The 21,604-nt window shown below is 64.5% G+C and carries 14 protein-coding genes; 4 read left to right on the top strand and 10 right to left on the bottom strand.

The features are described 5' to 3' along the window. Window positions 1–2: 2 nt before the first annotated feature. From MST27_RS10410 to MST27_RS10380, 7 genes are all read right to left on the bottom strand, one after another. The gene (locus MST27_RS10410) at window positions 3–830 is read right to left on the bottom strand and encodes an ABC transporter permease (RefSeq protein ID WP_243605899.1); all 828 of its coding nucleotides are present in this window, start codon (window positions 828–830) and stop codon (window positions 3–5) included. Then, on the bottom strand, window positions 827–1,753 hold the full coding sequence (locus MST27_RS10405) for an ABC transporter ATP-binding protein (protein WP_243605898.1): 927 nt from the start codon (window positions 1,751–1,753) through the stop codon (window positions 827–829). The genes MST27_RS10410 and MST27_RS10405 overlap by 4 nt, the downstream gene beginning before the upstream one ends. Continuing rightward, the gene (locus tag MST27_RS10400) at window positions 1,750–3,054 is read right to left on the bottom strand and encodes a nitrous oxide reductase family maturation protein NosD (RefSeq protein ID WP_243605897.1); all 1,305 of its coding nucleotides are present in this window, start codon (window positions 3,052–3,054) and stop codon (window positions 1,750–1,752) included. The genes MST27_RS10405 and MST27_RS10400 overlap by 4 nt, the downstream gene beginning before the upstream one ends. Before the next feature lie 111 nt (window positions 3,055–3,165). Beyond that, a complete protein-coding gene (nosZ, locus tag MST27_RS10395) occupies window positions 3,166–5,082 on the bottom strand; it encodes a TAT-dependent nitrous-oxide reductase (protein WP_243605896.1) in 1,917 nt (638 codons plus the stop codon). 58 nt (window positions 5,083–5,140) lie between these two features. Then, on the bottom strand, window positions 5,141–7,315 hold the full coding sequence (nosR, locus tag MST27_RS10390) for a transcriptional regulator NosR (RefSeq protein ID WP_243605895.1): 2,175 nt from the start codon (window positions 7,313–7,315) through the stop codon (window positions 5,141–5,143). Between the two features lie 395 nt (window positions 7,316–7,710). Beyond that, complete coding sequence (locus tag MST27_RS10385) at window positions 7,711–8,970, bottom strand: acyl-CoA dehydrogenase family protein (protein ID WP_243605894.1); 1,260 nt, start codon at window positions 8,968–8,970, stop codon at window positions 7,711–7,713. A 225-nt stretch (window positions 8,971–9,195) separates the two neighbouring features. Further along, window positions 9,196–9,636: a CopD family copper resistance protein gene (locus MST27_RS10380; RefSeq protein WP_243605893.1), complete on the bottom strand. Its 441-nt coding sequence runs from the start codon at window positions 9,634–9,636 to the stop codon at window positions 9,196–9,198. Between the two features lie 149 nt (window positions 9,637–9,785). Here MST27_RS10380 and MST27_RS10375 point away from each other — a divergent pair, with 149 nt between their 5' ends. Further along, window positions 9,786–10,187, top strand: coding sequence for a DUF488 domain-containing protein (locus MST27_RS10375; protein ID WP_243605892.1), 402 nt, complete (start codon window positions 9,786–9,788; stop codon window positions 10,185–10,187). Between the two features lie 3 nt (window positions 10,188–10,190). On the opposite strand, the gene MST27_RS10370 is transcribed toward MST27_RS10375, so the two are convergent. Together MST27_RS10370 and MST27_RS10365 are read right to left on the bottom strand one after the other, a co-directional pair. After that, complete coding sequence (locus MST27_RS10370) at window positions 10,191–11,189, bottom strand: TRAP transporter substrate-binding protein (protein WP_243605891.1); 999 nt, start codon at window positions 11,187–11,189, stop codon at window positions 10,191–10,193. Between the two features lie 359 nt (window positions 11,190–11,548). After that, window positions 11,549–12,544 (bottom strand): TRAP transporter substrate-binding protein, encoded by a 996-nt coding sequence (locus MST27_RS10365; RefSeq protein WP_243605890.1) that lies wholly within the window; start codon window positions 12,542–12,544, stop codon window positions 11,549–11,551. 354 nt (window positions 12,545–12,898) lie between these two features. Here MST27_RS10365 and MST27_RS10360 point away from each other — a divergent pair, with 354 nt between their 5' ends. The 3 genes from MST27_RS10360 to MST27_RS10350 all read left to right on the top strand — a co-directional run bounded on the left by MST27_RS10360 (window position 12,899) and on the right by MST27_RS10350 (window position 19,665). Then, a complete protein-coding gene (locus tag MST27_RS10360) occupies window positions 12,899–13,855 on the top strand; it encodes an NAD(P)/FAD-dependent oxidoreductase (protein WP_243605889.1) in 957 nt (318 codons plus the stop codon). 108 nt (window positions 13,856–13,963) lie between these two features. Next, on the top strand, window positions 13,964–15,340 hold the full coding sequence (locus tag MST27_RS10355) for an L-serine ammonia-lyase (protein WP_243605888.1): 1,377 nt from the start codon (window positions 13,964–13,966) through the stop codon (window positions 15,338–15,340). Between the two features lie 152 nt (window positions 15,341–15,492). Continuing rightward, window positions 15,493–19,665, top strand: coding sequence for a CheR family methyltransferase (locus tag MST27_RS10350; protein WP_243605887.1), 4,173 nt, complete (start codon window positions 15,493–15,495; stop codon window positions 19,663–19,665). A gap of 174 nt (window positions 19,666–19,839) precedes the next feature. Here the strand turns inward: MST27_RS10350 and MST27_RS10345 are convergent, their stop codons facing one another. Continuing rightward, window positions 19,840–21,396, bottom strand: coding sequence for a sigma-54-dependent transcriptional regulator (locus tag MST27_RS10345; RefSeq protein ID WP_243605886.1), 1,557 nt, complete (start codon window positions 21,394–21,396; stop codon window positions 19,840–19,842). Between the last annotated feature and the right edge of the window lie 208 nt (window positions 21,397–21,604).

Raw genomic sequence — 21,604 nt, 5'->3', positions numbered from 1 at the left:
ACTCAGGCGAGCCGGCGGCGGAAGACGGCATAGGCCAACAGCAGCGATAGCCCGACCCACATCAGCAGACACAACCAGAGCGCATGCACCGGGAGCGGCAACTCGCTGCCCAGCGAGAGCACCCCCATGGCGCCCGCGCCGTCGAACCCGGAGAGGTTCACCAGCCGATAGACGTCAGCCGGGTTGAGCAGCAACAGCCAGGGCAACAGCTCGGGGCTGAACTGGCCTTCGCTGAAGACCAGCAGCGCCAGGAGGGCCAGATCGAACACCAGCACGAAGAGAAACCAGACGCCCAGCGCCAGCCCCGCCGCGCTGGATTTTTCGCTGACCTTGCTACTGAACACGTAGGCCAGCGCGAGAAAGACCCAACCGAGCAGCGTCGAGGACACCATGAAGCGACCGAACGCCCAAAGCAGCAGGCCGATCTCGATGTCCTCGACCAACAGCGCGATGGCCAGCATGGCGCAGCCGAAGCCCATCAGCACCGCCAGCGCCAGGATCAGCCCGTGGCCGACGAACTTGCCGAGCAGGATCTGCCCGCGGCCCAACGGGTAGGTCAGCAGCAGCATCAGGGTGCCGCCCTCATCCTCGCCGACGATGGCGTCATAGGCCAGCAGCAGCGCGATCAAGGGCATCAGGAAGGTGGCCAGGCTCGCCAGGCTGGCGACGGTTGCCGGGATCGAGGTGAAACCCAGTTGGCCGGACGCCGCGGCGCCGAGCCAGGCGATGCCCACCGCAAGCACGGCGAACAGCAGGCTGATGGCAAGCAACCAGCGGTTGCGCAGGCCATCGCTGAACTCCTTGCGGGCGATGTTCCAGATGGCGTTCATGACCGGCCCTCCTGTGCGCGTGCGTCGCCGACACGCTCCATGTAGTAGCGATACAGGTCTTCCAGCGACGGCTGGTGGATCTCGATGTCCTCCGGCTCGCTCTCACCGAGCAGCTGGCGCAGCAGCGGCACTTTGTGTCCGTTGATTGCCGCTACCTCGACGCTGCGCTCGCCCGTCTCACGCGCCGCATGCCCGGCCGCGCCCCAGCGCTGCAACCAGGCCGCACCGTTATCCATGCCACTGGCACGAATGCGCGTGGGTAAGCCCGCTTCCCGGCGCAGCTGCGCCAGGCTGCCCACGGCCTGCAGCCGTCCCTTGGCCAGGATCGCGGCCCGATCGATATGCGCCTCGACACCCGGCAATACGTGCGAGCAGAGAATCACGCTGGTGCCGCGCTGGCGCAGGCGGTCGATGAGCTGGTACAGATCGCCTGTGGCGATCGGGTCGAGGCCGACGGTGGGCTCGTCGAGCAATAGCAGCCGCGGCTCGCCGAGCAGCGCCTGGGCCAGCCCGAGACGTTGGCGCATGCCCTTGGAATAGGTCTTCACCCGGCGATCGGCGGCATGGGTCAGGCCGACCTGTCCGAGCAGTTCGTCCACCTGGCCGATCGACGCGCCCTTGAGTCGGGCGAAATGGCGCAGCGTCTCGCGGCCGCTAAGCTGCGGGTAGAAGGTGACGTTCTCCGGCAGGTAGCCGAGCTGGCGGCGCACGTCCGGGTCGGCAGGCTGGCGGCCGAGCACCCGCAGCTGCCCTTCGCTGGGCGCGAGCAGGCCGAGAATCAGTTTCATGCTGGTGGTCTTGCCGGCGCCGTTGTGGCCGAACAGGCCGAGCACTTCGCCCTCGGCCAGGCTGAGGTTCAGGTCATGCAGCACGGCCATGCTGCCGTAACGCTGGCTCACGCCGTGTATTTCTACAGCACTCATGGCCTCTGCTCCTGGGTTGTTCGCGTGATGGGTGGCTGCATCAGCGGATGGCTGTCCTGCACCCCCGGCGACTTGACCACCGGAAAAGCGCACTGCACCCAGCGCAGCACCTCGATGCCCGGGCTGTTCATCAGCAGGCGCACCTGCGGATAGAGCCAGAGCAGGCGGTCGACGTTGTCGTTGGGTTTGTAGGCGACATCGCCCAGGCCGTCGTCGTTGCGGTCCCAGCCCAGGTAATCGCTCCAGTAATTGCCACGGCCATACACGGACCATTCCTGTGTGCGACTGGCGACGTACTTGACCTGCTGCTGGTTGTCGATGAAGGCATTGCCGGTGATGCGGTTGTCTTCCGAGCCCGCAGTCAGGTGGATGCCCAGCGCGCTCCTTTCGAAGCGATTGTTCTCGATGTTGTTGAACAGCGAGTTGTAGATGAACAGCGCCTTGCCCTCGCCGCCGGAGATCATGCTGTCGCCGCCGGTGTCGCCGGACTGGACGCCGCTGACGACGTTGTCGCGGATCGTCGAATAGGTGATGTAGTTCATCAGCATGCCGTAGTTCTGGTCGTGCTCGGAGCGATTGCCGATGACGGTGAGCTTGCGGCTCTGCATCAGCGCATAGCCGGTGCGGGTGCGGCGGGTGACGTTGCCGATCACGCTGTTGTCGTTGGCGAACATGTAGTGCACGCCGTAGCGCAGGTCCTCCAGCAGGTTGTTTTCCAGATGGTTGCCGTTGGAGGTGTCGATGTAAATGCCGTCGCGGGTGTGGCGCACCTGGTTGTCGATGATGCGTGCGCCGCTCACGGCGTAGAGATGAATGCCATTGCCGCGGTCTTGTGAGCGCAGGTTGGCATCACCCCTGATCCGATTGCCAACCAGGCTCACATCGCTGGCACCGTCGACCCAGATACCGAAGCCAGCGCCCCGCAGGTCGTTGTTTTCCACGTGCGTGCGATGCGCCTGGCGCTGGATGAAGATCGCGGCGTTCATCGCGGTCAGATCGCGGCCCCAGTCACGCAGCGTGCAGCCCTCGACGGTGACATCCGACGCTTCGATCAGCAGCGCATTGCCTTCACCCTTCGCCTGCAACACAGCGCCGGGCTCGCAATGCAGCGCCATGGGTTGGTCGATCCTGAACTGACCGGTGTACTCGCCAGCTGGCAGCAACCACCGATTTTCGCTTTGCGCCTCGATCGGAAGTGAGGTGATGGGTTGCGGTTCAGCCGCGGCGGCGAAACCGAACAGCGACAGAGGTATCAGAGATACCCATGCAAGCAGTCGATGGATGGCCTGAAATCGAAGCACTGCGTTTACCTCTTCAGTGGCGTGGTTCGCGAGCAAGCGCGCGCTTGCAAAAGGCGCGGCGATGCAGCACCCTTCAGGCAGGCCCGCGTTTGCTCGCGAATGGCCCTCCGCTTAGGCCGGCTCGACCAGCATCCGGCCAACCATCTCCATGTGCAGCGCGTGGCAGAACCAGCTGCAGTAGTACCAATGCAGGCCGGGCTTGTCGGCGGTGAAGGTGATCGACGAGGTCTGCTGCGGGCTGATTTCCATACTCACCCCGTGGTTGGTCATTACGAAGCCGTGGGACACGTCCTCGATCTGGTCGATGTTGGTGATGATCACCGTGACCTCATCGCCCTGCTTGACGGTGAACTCCTGCACGCCGTAGCTCGGCGCCATGGAGGTCATGTACACGCGCACCTTCTTGCCGTCTCGGATGACCTTGTTGTCGGTTTCCAGGTTGATGCCGTCCTGCTTCGCCATGTCCACGGTGGGGGCGAAGAAGGGGTCGTTGCGGTCCCAGATCTTCTTGGTCTTGATCTGGTCGCGACGGGCCATGATGCAGTCATGCGGCTCGGCGTAGGTCGGGCCGTCGTGCACCAGCTTCATCTCCTCGCCGGAGATGTCGATCAACTGGTCGTTCTCGGGGTGCAGCGGACCGGTGGGCAGGAAGCGGTCCTTGCCGAACTTGCACAGCGCCACCAGCCATTTGCCGTCGGCTTCGCTGGTTTCGGTAAGCGACGCGTGGATATGCCCCGGCTGGTAATGCACATCAAGCTTCTGCTTGATGTAGTTGACCTTCTCGCCGTTGTAGGCGCGCACCGCGTCGGCCATGTTCCACTTCACCACCTGGCTGTCGATGAACAGCGTGGTGTAGGCGTTACCGCGCCCGTCGAAGGTGGTGTGCAGCGGGCCGAGGCCCAGCTCGACTTCCGCGGCGATGGTGTCGCGCGGGTCCTTGAGCTTGCCAGCGAACAGGTCGGGCAGCTTGGCGATTTCGATCATCGAGACGGTTGGCGACAGCTTGCCGTTGGCGATGAAGTACTTGCCGTCGGAGGAGGTGTTGCAGCCGTGCGGATTCTTCGGTACCGGGATGTAGCGGGTGAATGCGCTGTCCTTGTCGCCTTTCTTGCGCCCGTCGAGCACTGGCACCTTGGAGTCGCCCAGAGTGATGAACTTGCCGGCCTTGACCGCCTTCTCCGCCGCCTCGATGTCGAACACCACGACCCAGTCGCGCTCGTTGCGCATCATACCGCCGAGGTCGTAGGCCTTTTCCGAGTTGTAACAGGTGGCAGCGGTGAAGCGGCCTGTGTAGTCGGCGTCGGTGTTGTCGAGATTGCCGTCGACGATGATCTGAAAGGCCATCTCCATCTTTTCGGCGTCGATGACGTTGTACAGGGTGTAGCTGTTTTCATCCTGCAGATCGAAAACCTTGCCGTCGTTCGGGTGCGGAATGACGAATTCGGCGTTGGCGAATACGTACCTGGTGTGCGGCACCTTCTGCAGGCGCAGGCCGTGGATGGCCTGGCAGTTCGGCACTGTTAGCATCTTGTCGCACTTCATGATGTCCAGGCGGATACGCGCGACGCGGGTGTTGGCCTTGTCGTTGATGAACAGGTACTTGCCGTCGTACTTGCCGTCGGTCATGGAGATGTGCGGGTGGTGGCAGTCGCCGTTGAGGAACCTGGCACTGTCACCCATGATCGCGCGGCTTTCGTTGGTCAGGCCCCAGCCGGTGGCGGAGTCGACATTGAACACCGGGATACGCATCAGCTCACGCATCGACGGGATGCCCATCACCCGCACTTCGCCCTGGTGGCCGCCGCTCCAGAAGCCGTAATACTCGTCCAGTTCGCCCGGCGCCACGTGCGTCTTCTGTTGCGCGTCCTTGACCGCGGCGGCCCAGGTTTCGCGGCTCATCACCGCGCCGCCGAACGCCGTCGCTGCCACCGCCGCACCGGTGAGGGCGCTAGCGCCGAGGAAGTTACGGCGGCTCAGCCCGGGCTTTTGCGGCGCATTCGGATTGCTCTTAACCTCTTTGTCGCTCATGGGTTCTGCTCCTTTGGGACATTTCTAAACAAGCGGTTTCGAGCGATTCGCAACGCGCTCACTCGGCTTCCACCACATGCACGGGAATCAACTGCGGTGCGGCTGGTGCCTTCTTCGCGCGTTTGCTGCGCTTGTTCTTCAGGATCAGCGGCGGGCATTTGTTTTCGTTGTGGTAGGTCATCTGGCAATCCAGGCAGTAGTGGCACTCGTTGGCATTGATGTGCCCGTCTGGATGGATCGCCTGGATCTCGCATTCCTTGGCGCAAAGCTGGCAGGGGTCGCCGCACTCCTTGCGACGCTTGAGCCAGTCGAACAGGCGGAACTTGGCGGGGATTGCCAGCGCCGCCCCCAGCGGGCAGACGTAGCGGCAATACAGCTTGCGGGTGAAAAGATTGATCGCCAGCAGGAACACGGCGTAGGCGACGAACCACCACTGGCGGTCGAACTTGAGGGTAATGGCCGTCTTGAACGGCTCCACCTCGGCGGCCTGTTCGGCGGCCATCATGGATTCGAGCGAGAGGCCGAAGAGCACCAGCAGGACGATGTACTTGATTGCCCAGAGCCGCTCATGAACGGCGAACGGCAGCTCGTACTGCGGAATGCGGAGCTTGCGCGCGGCCTCGTTGACCAGCTCCTGCAGCGCACCGAAGGGGCACAGCCAGCCGCAGAACACGCCGCGGCCCCAGAGCAGGATGCTCGCCGCGGTGAAGGTCCAGAGGATGAAGATCACCGGGTCGGTGAGGAACAGCTCCCAGCGGAAGTCCTGGAACAGCGCATGAACGAAGGTCAGCACGTTGACCACCGACAGTTGGCCCAGCGCGTACCAGCCGATGAAAATCACGGTGAAGATCAGGTAGCCGCGCCGCAGCCAGTGCAGGAACCGGGGACGCCGGGTCAGCGAATCCTGCAGGAAGAGAATGACAGTCAGCAGCAGGAGCGCCGTGATGATCACGCCAATCTGAAAGCTCTTCTGATACCAGATGTTCAGCCACATGGGCCGGCCGGCCTCCTCGGCCGCAGCCAGTTCCTCGGCGGTCGGCTGTGGCCGCTCGAGGTAGTCTTCGGGCATCTGGTAATCCAGTTCGAAGCTGGTGAACACGCTGGCGATGGGGCCGGTCTGGCGACGCACCAGCAACTCCAGCGTCCAGGGCGAGCCGGGGTCGAACGCCACGTGCTCGCGGACGATGAAGATGGCCATCTCGTCGAAGGCCGGCATGCCCTCGGCGTAAACGTCATCGAGGCGCTGGAAATCCAGGTCGCGAAAGCTGATGGTGTCGCCGAACTGGCGCAGCTGGACCCGATCGAAAATACCGCCGCGCACGTAGCCCGAGCCCTTGAAGGAGTACTTGCCGCTGCCGAATACGCCGATGGCATGCTCGCCCGGTTTGAGCGCATCCATCAGGAAGCGGTACTGATTGTCGCCGAGCAGGTTGCGGCCGATGGTCGGCGGGTTGAGTTCGGTGGCGTAGAGGTCGATGAAGGTCTGCTCGGCTTCGTCGGCTGATGCCTCGTCGATGCCCTCGGCCTCGGTGCCCTTGAAGGCGGCGTCGATCTGGGCGCGGGTCAGGTGCAGGCGGCGAATCGCACCGTTGCCGGCGAGTTCGCCCCAGCTGGCGGGCTGGTACAGGTCGTCACGTATCCTGGCCGGCTTCTGCCCGGCGCCGGCCTTGTCCTCGACCAGCCCCAGCGACGCAGCGACCGCATGGGCCGAGCGCATCACGATCTCGTTGACCACCATCACCGTGACGGTCGCACCGGTCACCGCATCGATGGTCACCGCCTGCTCGTCACCGGAGCGCCCGATGACCACTCGCTGATCGACGTGAATGCCCTGGTAGTGGGTATTGAACGCGTGAAGCTTTTCCTCGGGAATGCCGATCAGCAGGATCGGCTCATGATGCTCGAGCACGTAGGCATCGACGATTACGCCCTTAGGGTCGAGCAGTACCTGGAGGTTGATCGGCTTGCCGGAATAAGCTGGGATGTTGACGACATCGATGCTCTGGTAGGCGTAGCCGAGCGGTTCGCCGTCGCGGCTCAGTGTGCGAACCCGGAACTCACCCTCGGGCTCGGATATCTCCGCCTGCGGGAAGAAGTGCTCGATGCGCTGACGTCCAACCTCATACTCCTGCGCCTGAGCCGGGGCGATCAGCACCAGCAGCCCCAGCCATAGCGCTAAACCACGCCCCAACGCGCAAGCGGCGCCAATGAGGAAAGAGGTATGCGGCTTCATGTACGGCCCACTTCAAGGCTGGATGTGGCGCCATGGTAGGAAGCGCCACCCTCGCCTCTCCTTGACCGATATCAAGCTCGGCCCCGAGTGGATGGTTCCATTGAGCCATATCAAGCGACCCAGCCCGTTCCACCGCGCCCCCCGACCGTAGGAGCCAGCTTGCTGGCGATCCACGCCACGCGGAATCCCAGGATCGCGAGCAAGCTCGCTCCTACAAGAAGCGACCGTGATGGGAAAACCCTTAGCCACAGCACCGCCCCACCTCGACCGTAAGAGCCAGTTCGCTGGCGATCCGCTCCATGCGGAATCGCAGCAAGCTAGCGCCTACAGATGCGGTCCCGCGAGAGGGAAACGGGCTTCCGAAGCTCAGCCTTCGCCGAACGTCACACCTCGGATCACGGCGTCCTACTGCCACCGGGCGGCGTCAGGTAGCAGGCCGTCGCGCCGCGCGTGGCCTCGCTGGCCTTGATTTCCATCCTGGCGATGCTGCGCAGGTGCACCTGATCCGGGCCGTCGGCAAAGCGCAGGGCGCGGCCACCGGTCCACATGTCGGCCAGCGGCGTATCCGGCGTCAGGCCCATGGCACCGTAGACCTGGATGGCGCGGTCGACGACGTTGGTCTGCATGCGCGGCACCAATGCCTTGATCATGGCGATCTCCTTGCGCGCGGCCTTGGCACCGACCTCGTCGATCATCCAGGCGGTCTTGAGCACCAACAGGCGCGCCTGCTCGATCTCGATGCGCGACTCGGCGATCCAGTCACCGATGTTGGCGTACTGGTGCAGGTAGCGGCCGAACGCCTTGCGTTCCTGGCAGCGCTCGACCATCAGCTCCAGCGCCAATTCGGCCATGCCGATCGAGCGCATGCAGTGGTGGATGCGCCCCGGCCCGAGGCGTGCCTGGGCCATCATGAAGCCGTCGCCTTCCTTGCCGAGCAGATTGCTCGCCGGCACCCGCACGTTGCGCAGCAGCAGTTCGCCATGGCCTTCCGGGGCGATGTGGTTCATCACCGGAATGTTGCGCAGCAGCTCGACGCCGGGCGTGTCGAACGGCACCAGGATCATGCTTTGCTGCTGGTGGGTATCGGCGTCCGGATCGGTCTTGCCCATGACGATCAGGAGCTTGCAGTTGGGGTGCGAGGCGTTGGTGATGAACCATTTGCGCCCGTTGATCACGTAGCTGTCACCGTCGCGGCGGATCAGCGTCTGGATATTGGTGGCATCCGAGGACGGCACATCCGGCTCGGTCATGGCGAAGGCCGAGCGAATCTGCCCTTCTAGCAATGGCCGGAGCCAGCGCTGGCGCTGCTCGGGCGTGGCGAACAGGTGCAGCAGCTCCATGTTGCCGGTGTCCGGCGCGTTGCAGTTGAACACCTCGGAAGCCCAGTGCACGCGCCCCATGATCTCGGCCAGCGGCGCGTATTCCAGGTTGGTCAGCCCGGTGCCCGGCTCGTCTTCGCCGAGTGAAGGCAGGAACAGGTTCCACAGTCCGTCCTCCCGCGCCAGCGCCTTCAGATCCTCCATGAAGGACACCGGGTAATGCCCGGCGGCGACTTCCGCATGCCAGGCGCCGATGCGCGGCACGATGTACTGCTCCATGAAAGCGAGCAACTGCTGGCGCAGCGCCTCGACGCGTGGGCTGTAGGCGAAATGCATGTGAACCTCGGGTTGCGGCAGGCCTGGATGGGCGCACCATAAGCCGAGCGCCGAGGGAAACAAACGAGCCTAACGCGGCTGAATTGGCCGCCATCAGGCTTACGAAACGCGCCGCCACTATTGACCGGAATCATGGCTTGAATCGGCCGATCTGCTAGGGGCAGCGCGAGGGCACAACAGATCGCTAGACCTAAACTGCTAGCAGCGTGGCAGCGCGACGCAAGACTACCAATGCAGGTAGAACATGCCCTTGGCCAGGAGCACGATGCCGATCATCTGCACAAATATCGCCCAGTGGATGCGCCGATAGCGCGCCGGGGTCATGCGCCCGGACCGCAACAGCATGGCGACCAGCCCGAAGGTGATGAACACGCCGAGGGCCAGCAGGATCTTCAGGGACAAGAGCGTCGCGAAGCTGCTGGCGAACGGGTTCGCCAGGGCCTGCCGGTGGTACCAGGCCAGGCCGATCCCGGCGCCGTAGACGAACAGCACCACCCAGTGCAGCACCACCCGCGAGCGTGCCCCGATGGCCTTGTCCAGCGGTTGCATCACCTCTGCCCCAAGCTGCTGGCGCACCCGGCCGAGCAGCATCACTTCGACGAACAGGGTGCCGATGAAGAAGATCGCCGCCAGCAGGTGGACGACATGCAACAGGGAATAGCTCATCTCGGCGCCTCTTCCAGCAGATCGAGTCGGTGGGCTGTGACCATGCCACAGCGGCGCGCTCATTCAAGCTCGGCAGTGTCGCAGGCGCCGGGGCGAACCAGGGTCGGGTTCGCGGCTCTATGCTCACTGTTGCAACCCGGAGGGATGACATGATCCAGTGCAAACGCGCCTATGAAGCCGCGCAGCCCGGCGACGGCTACCGCGTGCTGGTCGATCGGCTATGGCCACGCAATCGTCGCAAGGAGCTGCTGCCACTGCATGCCTGGCTGGCCGAAGTCGCACCGTCGACGGCGTTGCGGCAGGCATTCAAATCGAAGGAAATGGATTTCGCGGCGTTCAGGCAGGCCTATCGAAACGAGCTGGCTGCGCACCCCGAATACTGGTGGCCATTGCTGGAGAAGGCAGAGCGAGGCGTGCTGACATTGATCTACGCCGCCCGGGATGAGCAACGCAACAATGCGAAGGTGCTCGCCGAATGGCTGGAGGAGGCGTTGGAGCGGCGGGGGGACCAGAGCTCGCCGACCTGCTATGCCGGCGAGCGCCTGGGGTAACGATCAGCGACGACGGTTGACGGTCATGGCCGCGCGGATGACATCGGCACCGATGTCCGCTTCATACGCCTTCCACACCGGCATCATCTTCTCGCGCCAGGCCTGGCGCTGCTCCGGGGTCAGGGTGATCAGCTTGCTGGTGCCACTGGCCAGGATGCGCTCGCGGTCGCGCTGGTTCAGCGCCGCCGCCTCCTTGTTCACCGTCTGGGTAACCTCCAGCACGATGTTCTCCAGTTCCGAACGCACCGCGAACGGCATGCTCATCCAGAATTTGGACGTGGTCACCAGCATGTAGTTGAGCACGCCGTGATTACTCTCGGTGATGAACGGCTGAACGGTGTTCATCTTCTGGCTGACGATGTTCGACCAGGGGTTCTCGGCGCCCTGCACCACACCGCTCTGCAGCGACTTGTACACTTCGGAGAAGGCCAGCCGGACCGGCTTTGCGCCCACGGCGTTGAACTGGGCCTCGAGCACGGCCGAGGGCTGGATACGGAACGCCAGACCCGCCGCGTCTTCGGGATTGACCAACGCGCGCGTGGCCGAAAGCTGCTTCAGGCCGTTGTTCCAGTAGGCCAGGCCGTAGATCCCCGAGTCGGCCATCGAGCGCAACAGATCGCGGCTCGTCTCACGGTTCTGGAAGCGCTGCACCGCAGCCTCGTCATCGAACAGGAACGGCAGGTCGAACACCTGCAGCTTCTTGGTGTACTTGTCGAACTTCGACAGCGACGGTGCCAGCATCTGCACCTTGCCATCGAGCAGGGCCTGCATCTCGTCCGCATCGCCGACCAGCGTCGAGTTCGGGTAGACCTCGACCTTCACCTTGCCGGCGAGGCGCTCCTCTACCAGCTTCTGGAACATCAGCGCGCCCTTGCCCTTGGGCGTGTCGTCGGCCACCACGTGAGCAAACTTGATGACGATCGGTTCACCCTCGGCGGCGCTCGCCGGGGCACTCAACCAATACAGGGCTGCGAGCACCGCAGCAACACAAGACTTGTACATCTGACCCCCAACGGGAAAATCCCGAAGGCACCTTGTGAGTGCGTTCGAGTGGTTTATCAATGGCGACAGGGCCGGGCTGCATTGGCACAGCCGGTCCGTTTCTTCTGCGTTCTGGGTGGCCAGATCAACCCGATTGCGGCGGTCGGCGGCTGGCCTTTATCGATATGAGGTTGGCGGTCGAAACCCAAGCCAACCGGGGGAAAGTCTTCGCCATCACCGAGCCCGGCACAAGTCCGGAAACCCCAACCAGCTCTCAAAACGAGGCACCGGAAGGGCTTGCAGTGATCGGCCGCGATGGGGTTGGCTCCGGCGCTGAGGCCGAGCCGGAGTCGCGCCGGATTGCTCCGGCGCCCGCGCCGTCAGCGACGGTTGACGGTCAGCGCAGCGCGCATCACGTCGGCACCGATCTGCGCCTCGAACGTCTTCCACACTGGCTGCATCCTTTCGCGCCAGGCCTGGCGCTCCTCGGGTGTCAGCGTGACCAGTGTGGTGCTGCCGCTGGCCAGCAGGCGCTCGCGCTCGCGCTGGTTGATGGCGGCCGCCTCCGCGTTCACCGTCTGCGTCACCTCGAGAATGATGTTGTCCAGCTCCGAACGCACCGCGAACGGGATGCCCGTCCAGAACTTCGAATTGGTCACCAGCATGTAGTTGAGCACGCCATGGTTGGTCTCGGTGACGTAGCTCTGCTTGACGCCCGCGTTCTGCCCGCGAATGTTCGACCAGGGGCCTTCTGTGCCCTGCACCGCCCCGCTCTGCATGGCCTTGGCGACGTCGGCGAAAGGCAGCCGGACGGGCTTGGCATCGACCGCGGTGAACTGCGCCTCGAGCACCGGCGAGGGCTGGATGCGGAAGGCCAGGCCCGCGGCATCGTCGGGGTTGCGCAACGGCTGGCTCGCCGAAAGCTGTTTGAGGCCGTTGTTCCAGTACGCCAGGCCGTAGATCCCGCGCGTCGCCATCGAGCGCAGCAGCTCGCGGCTCGTCTCGCGCTTCTGGAAGCGCGCCACGGCGGCCTCGTCATCGAACAGGAACGGCAGGTCGAAGACTTCGAGCTTCGGCGAGAACTCGGTGAACTTGGACAGGGACGGCGCCAGCATCTGCACCTTGTTGTCGAGCAGCGCCTGCATTTCTTCGGCGTCGCCGACCAGCGAGGAATTTGGGTAGACCTCGACCTTCACCTCGCCGGCGAGCCGCTCATGCACCAGCTTCTGGAACAACAGGGCGCCCTTGCCTTTGGGCGTGTCATCGCCAACCACATGGGCGAACTTGATCACGATGGGCTCTGCGGCTTCGACAGCCAGTGGCGCCAGCATCAGCAACAGCGCCGTACAGGGCGCCACAATCAACGACTTGAACATTTCTACCCCCACGGGAAATAGACCCGAGACGGCGCCTCGTGAGCCCCGTTCGAGTGGTGTATTGCAATCGGATATGGTTCAACCGGCGCCGGGTGTGGCACGCGGTGAAGGTGTTGCGAGGTGACCAGGTACGGCGACGCGGTCGCGCGCTGGTCTTTATTGGAATGGCGATGACCGCCGGGTACGGATAGGACCCATCGGTCAGCGGGCCGCAGTGTTCGTCATCAGAGGCTCTGGCACAAGGGTTTGAGCGCGACGGGTCGTTCAAAACGAGACCTCGCGCTCATCGGACAGTGGAAACTTTCGAACGGGCCGTCACTTCTACAGGCAACACACTGCCACGACCCGATCGCCATGTCTGACATTCATGCCACGCCCCCGAAAGACCTGCCCGCGATCGACTGCCTAATCGTCGGCGGCGGCCCGGGCGGCCTGACCGCCGCGCTCTATCTGGCACGCTTTCGCCGCAGTTGCCTGGTGGTGGACGCGGGTTCGAGCCGTGCATCGTGGATTCCGCGCTCGCACAACTACCCGGGCTTTCCACCGGGCATCAACGGCAATGACCTGCTGGCCCGGCTGCGCGAGCAGGCCAGCGGCTATGGCGCGCGGCTGGAGCAGGGCCGGGTCGAGCGTATCGAGCCGCACGCCGAAGGGTTCAGCGTGCAGTACGGTGACCGCCACTGCGTGGCCCGACGCATCATCCTCGCCACGGGCATCGAGGACACCCTGCCGGACATGCCTGACGTGGAGCAGGCCATCGGTGCCGGCAAACTGCGCCTGTGCGCCATCTGCGACGGCTACGAGGTGGACGGGCACAAGGTGGCGGTTTACGGCGAAGCGGAAAATGCCATCACTCACGCGGTGTTCCTGCGCACCTTTACCGACAGCGTGACGGTGGTGGTCCATGGCGAGCCCAACGCCTGCGAGCAGGCCATTGCCCTGGCGCAGCACTACGACATCCGCCTGATCAGCGACCGCGTGGAATCGCTGCGCCCCTGCGACACCGGTATCGAGCTGCTGACCTGCGGCGGTGAGTGGCACCACTTCGACATCATCTACCCGAGCCTGGGCGCTCGATATCGCTCGGACCTGGCCGTGCAGCTCGGGCTCGAATGCGACGAATGCGGCGGCATCGATGTCGACAGCCGTATGCAGACCTCCCTGCGGGGCCTCTACGCGATCGGCGATGTGACCCTCGGACTGAAGCAGATCAGCGTCGCCATCGGCCAGGCGGCGCAGGCGGCCACCGCCGTGCATAACAGCCTGGAAGCCAACCCCTGGGGCGGTTCGGGCTTCAGCCTCAAGACCTAGCGAAACGAAGGATTTTGCGGCGGCGACGCTCTTTTGCCTGCCGGTGGCAACTGCACGTACGCTTTCGGGTCTAGGCTTGTCTAGCGTCTGCCCGCCTCGGAGCCCTGCATGTCCCTCAGCGTATTCGACCTGTTCAAGATCGGTATCGGCCCCTCGAGCTCTCACACGGTCGGGCCGATGCGCGCCGCACTGCGCTTTGCCGAGGGGCTCAGGCGTGATGAGCTACTGGAGGCGACCGCGGGGATCAAGGTCGAGCTGTACGGCTCGCTCGGTGCCACCGGCAAGGGCCACGGCAGCGACAAGGCCGTGCTGCTCGGCCTCGAAGGCGAACACCCCGAGACGGTAGACACCGCCAGCATCCCGCAGCGGCTGGCCAGGATGCGTGAAGAGGACGTTCTTCGCCTGCTTGGGGAAAGGACGCTGCGCTTCGTGATCCACGATGACCTCAAATTCATCCGCCGGCCGCTGCCCTACCACCCCAACGGTCTGATCTTCCGCGCCTTCGACGCCGCTGGTCTGCAGCTGCGCAGCCGCGAGTACTACTCGGTGGGCGGCGGTTTCGTCGTTGACGAGGAAGCCGCCGGCCATGACCGCATCGTCGAGGACCGCACGCCCCTGCCCTACCGCTTCCGCAGTGCCGCCGAGCTGCTCGAGCACTGCGCCGCCCATGGGCTGTCGATCAGCCAGCTGATGCTCGCCAACGAGGCCGTCTGGCGGCCGGAAGCCGAGACCCGCAGCGGCCTGCTGCGCATCTGGCAGGTCATGCAGGACTGCGTCGAGGCCGGCTGCCGTACCGAAGGCGTCATGCCCGGCGGCCTCAAGGTGCGCCGCCGCGCGGCGGGCCTGTATCGCCAGCTCAGCGAACACCCCGAGGCCAACCTGCGCGATGCACTCAACGTGCTCGACTGGGTCGATCTCTATGCGCTGGCGGTCAACGAGGAAAACGCCAGCGGCGGGCGCGTGGTCACGGCGCCCACCAATGGCGCGGCGGGCATCATTCCGGCGCTGCTGCATTACTACATGCGCTTCGTCCCGGGCGCGGACGAGGACGGCGTGGTGCGCTTCCTGCTCACCGCCGCCGCCATCGGCATCCTCTACAAGGAGAACGCTTCGATCTCCGGCGCCGAGGTGGGCTGCCAGGGCGAGGTGGGCGTGGCCTGTTCGATGGGCGCCGGCGCGCTGTGCGAAGTGCTCGGCGGCACGCCGCAGCAGGTGGAAAACGCCGCCGAGATCGGCATGGAACACAACCTCGGGCTGACCTGCGACCCGGTCGGCGGGCTGGTGCAGGTCCCCTGCATCGAGCGCAACGCCATGGGCGCGGTGAAGGCGATCAACGCCGCGCGCATGGCTCTGCGCGGTGATGGCCGGCACTTCATCTCGCTGGACAAGGTGATCCGCACCATGCGCCAGACCGGCGCCGACATGAAGAGCAAATACAAGGAAACCGCTCGCGGCGGCCTCGCGGTGAACATCATCGAGTGCTGACCCGTCCGGTTCCGGTGCGGTTGGGTATTCACCTTCACAAAGCCTTATCATCCGTTTGGCAGCACGGCAACGGGTTGGTGGATTCCCTGACCTGTTTCGCTGTCAGTCCATTGTGCCGCTGGAAAATAGCCCCAATAAACGCCGAGGATTCAATGAGCACCAGCCCCGAGACGTCCAGGCCGAAGAACAGCAACCTGACCCGAAGCAACCTGAATTTTCCAGTGGTCGGCATCGGTGCTTCGGCGGGCGGTCTCAAGGCGTTGTTGACCCTCTTCGAAAGCATGCCGAACGACTGCGGCATGGCCTTCGTGGTGATCATGCACCTCTCGCCCAAGCACGAGAGCAAGGCCGACGAGATCCTGCAGAAGGTGACCCGCATGCCGGTGCGGCAGGTCACCCAGCCGACGCCCATCGAGCGCAACCACATCTACGTGATTCCCCCGGCGCTGGACCTGTCGATGAACGATGGCTACCTGCGCCTGACCAAGCCGCAGCGCGAGCGCGGCTCGCAGGTGGCCATCGACCTGTTCTTCCGTACCCTGGCCGACACCCATCACACCCACTCCATCGGCATCGTGCTGTCCGGCAGCGGCGCCGACGGCTCGGTGGGCCTGTCGCGGATCAAGGAACAGGGCGGCATCACTCTGGCGCAGGAACCCGGCGACGCGGAGTTCGACTCGATGCCGCGCAGCGCCATCGAAACCGGGATGGTCGACATCGTTCTGCCGGTGGCCGACATCGCGCAGAAGCTGGTCGAACTGCGCCGCAACATGCAAACGCTGCTCGAGCAGTTCCGCCCGGTTGCCTCGCCCGAGGACAGCGAGCACACCGCGGCCGTGCCGGGCGATATGGAGTACATCCAGGCGCAGACCCAGTCCAAGCCCAATGAGCTAGCGCTGCGTGAAATCCTCGCTGCGCTGCGCACCCGCACCGGTCATGATTTCCGCCATTACAAGCTGGCCACGGTGCTGCGCCGCATCGAGCGGCGCATGCAGGTCAACACCGTGCCCGACATGCCCAGCTACGCCCGCTACCTACAGGGCAGCCCGGAGGAAACCCCGGCGCTGCTGGCCGACATGTTGATCGGCGTGACCAACTTCTTCCGCGACCGCGAGGCCTTCGAGGCGCTGGAGCACGACATCCTCCCGGCGCTGTTCGAGCAGAAGCTCGCCACGGACGACAAAACCCTGCGCGTCTGGTCGGCGGCCTGTTCCACCGGCGAGGAAGCCTATTCGCTGGCCATGCTGTTGGCCGACCAGGCGGTCGCGAGCGGTGCCAAGGTCAACATCCAGACCCAGCTGTTCGCCACCGACATCGACGACCGCGCCCTGGAAACCGCACGCGCCGGCGTCTACCCCGAGGCCATCGTCACCGACGTCACCCCGGCCCGGCTGCGCCAGTACTTCGTCAAGGAACAGAACCAGCTGCGCCTGCAGAAGGAGCTGCGCGAGCGGATCCTCTTCGCCCGCCACAACATTCTGCGCGACCCGCCGTTCTCGCGGCTCGACCTGATCTCCTGCCGCAACCTGATGATTTACCTGGACCGCGACATCCAGATCGAAGTGCTGCGCATGTTCCACTTCGCCCTCAACCCCGGCGGGTATCTGTTTCTCGGCAGTTCCGAAACCGCCGACGTCTGCAGCCAGTTGTTCACCGCGGTGGACAAGAAGAACCGCATCTACCGCGCCAAGGAAGTGGGCACATCCCAGCGCCACGCCCCCATCGGCCCGGTGCACGGCTTCGCCCTCACCACACCGCCGCGCCCGCCGTTCAGCGAGCCACACCGACGCCACCGCAAGTTCTCCTTTGCCGACGTCCACCAGCGCGCGCTGGAGCAGTACGCACCGCCGAGCGTCATCGTCAATCAGGACGCGGAGATCGTGCACATGTCCGACCGCGCCGGAAACTTCCTGCGCTATGTCGGCGGCGAACCCTCGCTGAACCTGACGACCCTGGTGCATCCGCAGCTGCGCCTCGAACTGCGCACCGCGCTGTACCAGGCCAGCCATACCGGCAAGAGCGTGGAGGCGCGCCGCGTGCGCCTGGAACGTGACGGCCGCAGCTACTACGTGAACATGGTGGTGCGCCCGTTCCGCGACAACGAAGTCGGCAGCGACTACACCCTGGTGCTCTTCGATGAAGTCGAAGCCTGCATGGACAGCAGCACGCTGGAGGAGCCGGACACCAAGAACAGCGTGCTGACCCAGCTCGAGGCGGAACTGCAGCACACCAAGGAGCGCCTGCAGATCACCATGGAGCACTCGGAAACCTCCACCGAGGAACTGCGCGCCTCCAACGAGGAGCTCCAGGCGATCAACGAGGAACTGCACTCGGCCACCGAGGAGCTGGAAACCAGCAAGGAAGAGCTGCAGTCGATCAACGAAGAGCTCACCACGGTCAACTACGAGCTCAAGACCAAGGTCGACGAGACCAGCAAGATCAACGACGACCTGCAGAACCTGATCTCCTCCACCGACATCGCCACGGTCTTCGTCGACCGCAAGATGCGCATCAAGTGGTTCACCCCGCGCGCCAAGGACATTTTCAATGTGATCGGCAACGATGCCGGCCGTTCGCTGTTCGACATCACCCACCGACTGGACTACCCGCTATTGGCCAAGGACGCCGCCGAAGCCTTCGAAGAGCTGCACCTGGTCGAGCGCGAAGTGCGCAACCGCGAGACCAATCACTGGTATCTGGCGCGCTTCCTGCCCTATCGCACGCTGGACGACCGCATCGAAGGCGCCGTGCTGACCTTCATCGACATCAGCGACCGGCGCCGGGCCGAGGAAGAGCTACGCGCCGGTGAAGCCCACCTCAAGCTGCTGGCGCAGAGCACCAAGGGCTACGCCATCGTCACGCTGGACTGCGACGGCCTGGTCACCACCTGGAACCGCGGCGCCGAGCTGATTCTGGGTTACCGCGAAACCGAAGTGCTCGGCCAGACGGTGGACATCATCTACACCGAACAGGATCGACAGGCCGGCGTTCCCGAGGCCGAGCGCAAGCGGGCGCTCGAACACGGCCAAGCCACGGACGAGCGCTGGCACGCCCGCCGCGATGGTAGCCGCTGCTTCCTCAGCGGCCTGCTCAACCCGCTGGTGGACGGCACGGGCAAGGTCATCGGCTTCGCCAAGATCGCCCGCGACCTCACCGAAGAGCGCCAGCGCAGCTCCGCGCAGCAAAGCGAGCTGGAGAGCATCCAGGCCGCCAACCTGCAGAAGGATCAGTTCTTCGCCGTGCTATCGCACGAGCTCAAGCACCCGCTCAACCTCATCCAGCTCAATACCGACCTGGTTGCCCGCTCTCAGGTCGCGAAGAACAACCCCAACCTGCGCAAGGCGACGCAGTCGATCCAAAACGCCGTGCGCAGCCAATCGCGCATCATCGACGATCTGATGGACGTCTCGCGGATCCGTACCGGCAAGCTCAAGCTGCAGTTCTCGACCCTGAACTACCAGGACGTATTGCGCGGGATCGAGGCGGTATTCGCCCCGCTGGCACAGGCCGAGAACGTGACCTTCGACGTGTACAAACCGGAACAGCCGGTTTACGTGCAAGCCGATCCGACACGCCTGGACCAGATCATCTGGAACCTGCTGAACAACGCCTGGAAATTCACCAAGGGCGGCGAGCGCATCTGCATGCAGCTCGAACGCGAGGGTGACCTGGCCCGCCTCGACGTCATCGACACCGGCGAGGGCATCAGCGCCGACTTCCTGCCCAAGGTCTTCGACATGTTCGGCCAGGCCGAGATGCAGCACGCCCAACGCTCCAAGCACGGGCTGGGCATCGGCCTGGCGCTGGTCAAGCAATTGGTCGAAGCGCACAACGGCCGCATCGAGGCCCACTCGGAAGGCATCAGTCGCGGCGCGCGGTTCAGCATCTGGCTGCCTATTCATTTGCAGGCCGAACTGGAACTGAGCGAGTCGGCCAATGGCGGCGAGAACGGCGGCCTGACGGGCATCCGCATCCTGCTGGTCGACGACTCGCCGGACATCCTCGAAACCATGTGCGAACTCCTGGAAAGCGAAGGGGCGGTCGTCACCCCCGCCGACAGCGGCGCACGCGGTATCGAGGTCGCCACGCAAAACGAGTTCGACGTGATCGTCTCCGACATCGGCATGCCCGAGATCGATGGGCACAAGATGATGGCCAGCATCCGCCAGCAGGGCGCCAATCGGCATACCCCAAGCATCGCCCTGACCGGTTACGGCACCCTGCGCGACGTGGAAAAGGCCAAGGCCGCCGGCTTCACCCTGCACCTGCGCAAGCCGATCGACCTGCAGGCGCTGATCGACGCGGTGACCCAGGCGGTTCATTAAGCGGACGCGGGACGGCTCGCTACCCTTCGTAGCGAACTTGCTCTTGCCCTTCGTAGGAGCGAGCTTGCTCGCGATCCTCGGCGCATCAGACACAGCTCAGCGTCACGTCTGATCGCCAGCAAGCTGGCTCCTACAGGTCGATGTTGCATTTGGGCAGCTATCCGCCCATAGCGATCAACCCTCTTTGCCGATGCCATGATCGCGCAGCTTGTTCGCCACCGTGGTATGCGAAACGCCCAGCCGCTTGCCCAATTGCCGGCTGCTGGGGTGGCGCGCGTAGAGGTCCTGCAGCACGGCCTTCTCGAAGCGGCCGAGAATCTCGTCCAGGCTGCCTTCGAGCGAGAAGTTGCCCAGCGGCGGCGGCGTACCGTAGTCCGGCAGACGGATATGTTCCGGCCTGATCAGCTTGCCGTCGCACAACGACACCGCCTGAAACAGCGTGTTTTCCAGTTGCCTGACGTTGCCCGGCCAGTGATACCCGGCCAACCGCTCCAGGGCCTCGGCGGACAGGCTGGGCAGCGCGCAACCGATTTGCCGGCTGGCCTGGTCGATGAAGTGCAGCGCCAGCGGCTCCAGCCCGTCGAGGCATTCGCGTAACGGCGGGATGTGCAGGGACAGCACATTGAGCCGGTGGTAGAGATCCTGGCGGAACTCGCCCCGCGCGCAAAGCTCGGAGAGGTCCAGCTGGGTCGCGCAGATCACCCGCACATCGAGGTAGACCTCCTGTTCGCTGCCGACACGGCGGAAGCAACCGTCCTGCAGGAAGCGCACGAGTTTGGCCTGCAACCGCGTGCTCATCTCCCCCACGCCGTCGAGAAACAGCGTGCCGCCGGCGGTCAGCTCCAGCAGGCCGAGCTTGCCCTCGGGGCGCGCCCCTTCGAAGGCGCCGGGGCCGTAGCCGAACAGCTCGGTCTCGGCCATGGATTCGGGCAACCCGGCGCAGTTGAGGACCATGAACGGTGATTGCCCGCGTGGGCTGGAGAGGTGACAGGCACGGGCGAGCAGTTCCTTGCCGGTCCCGGTCTCGCCCTCGATCAGCAGCGGCGCGTCCAACGGCGCCATGCGCCGCGCCTCCCGCACCACCGCCGCCATCACCTTGGAGCTTTGAAAGATGCTGTCGAAGCCGCGCAGCTCCTGCTTGCGCACGTTATAGATGCGCTCGCCCACGCGGTCCGCCCGATGCAGGGTGAGCACGGCCCCGGCGAGCGCCTCGCTGTCGTCATGTTCCGATTGCAGCGGGGCGATGTCGGCCAGGAAGACGTCGCCGCGAATGGTGACGCGCAAACCGTTGATCCGCGCCTTGTTGGCGCGCACCAGGGCGGGCAGGTCGAAGTCCTCGGCGTAGCGGGACAGGCTCATCCCCGGCACTTCGTCTACCCGCACGCCGAGCAGTTGGGCCGCGGCGCGGTTCGCCGCCACGATGGCACCGCTCATGTCGATCGACAGCACCGGAAACTCCAGCGCGCCAAGCAGCGCGTTGAGTTCCAGCGAGTGCCGCTCACTGGGCATGAGGCCCACCTTGCGCACCTCGAACACCCCCTGCAGCGCCTCGATTTTCGGGCGCAGGGCCTGCAGCTGCAGGTTCATCAGGTTCGGGCAATGCAGGTAGACGGCATTGCCGTGTTCGCCGCCAACCTCGCCACGGGCGACGTTGATGCCGTAGTCGACGAGCAGTTCGAGCATGTCACGCAGGATGCCGACGCGGTTCTGGCAGAGAATCTTGATACGCATGCAAGGTGCCTTGTCTTGTTGTTATGCGAAGCGGCGACTTTCTGCAGCCCGCCGTCGATTTTCGTCAAGATTATTTGACAGCCAGCCCGCCAAGCAAGGTGATATCCGCGGCCGCGGCGCGAGCCGTAAGGTTTTCATTACAGGCCGACCACAACCCCAGCGCGCGGCGCGGCGCCACGTGGCTCGCCAGGGCCGCCGCGGCGCGGTC

It is taken from the genome of Stutzerimonas marianensis, assembly GCF_022810315.1.
Taxonomy (GTDB): Bacteria; Pseudomonadota; Gammaproteobacteria; order Pseudomonadales; family Pseudomonadaceae; genus Stutzerimonas; species Stutzerimonas marianensis.
This window is presented reverse-complemented; position numbering and strand designations above follow the sequence as displayed.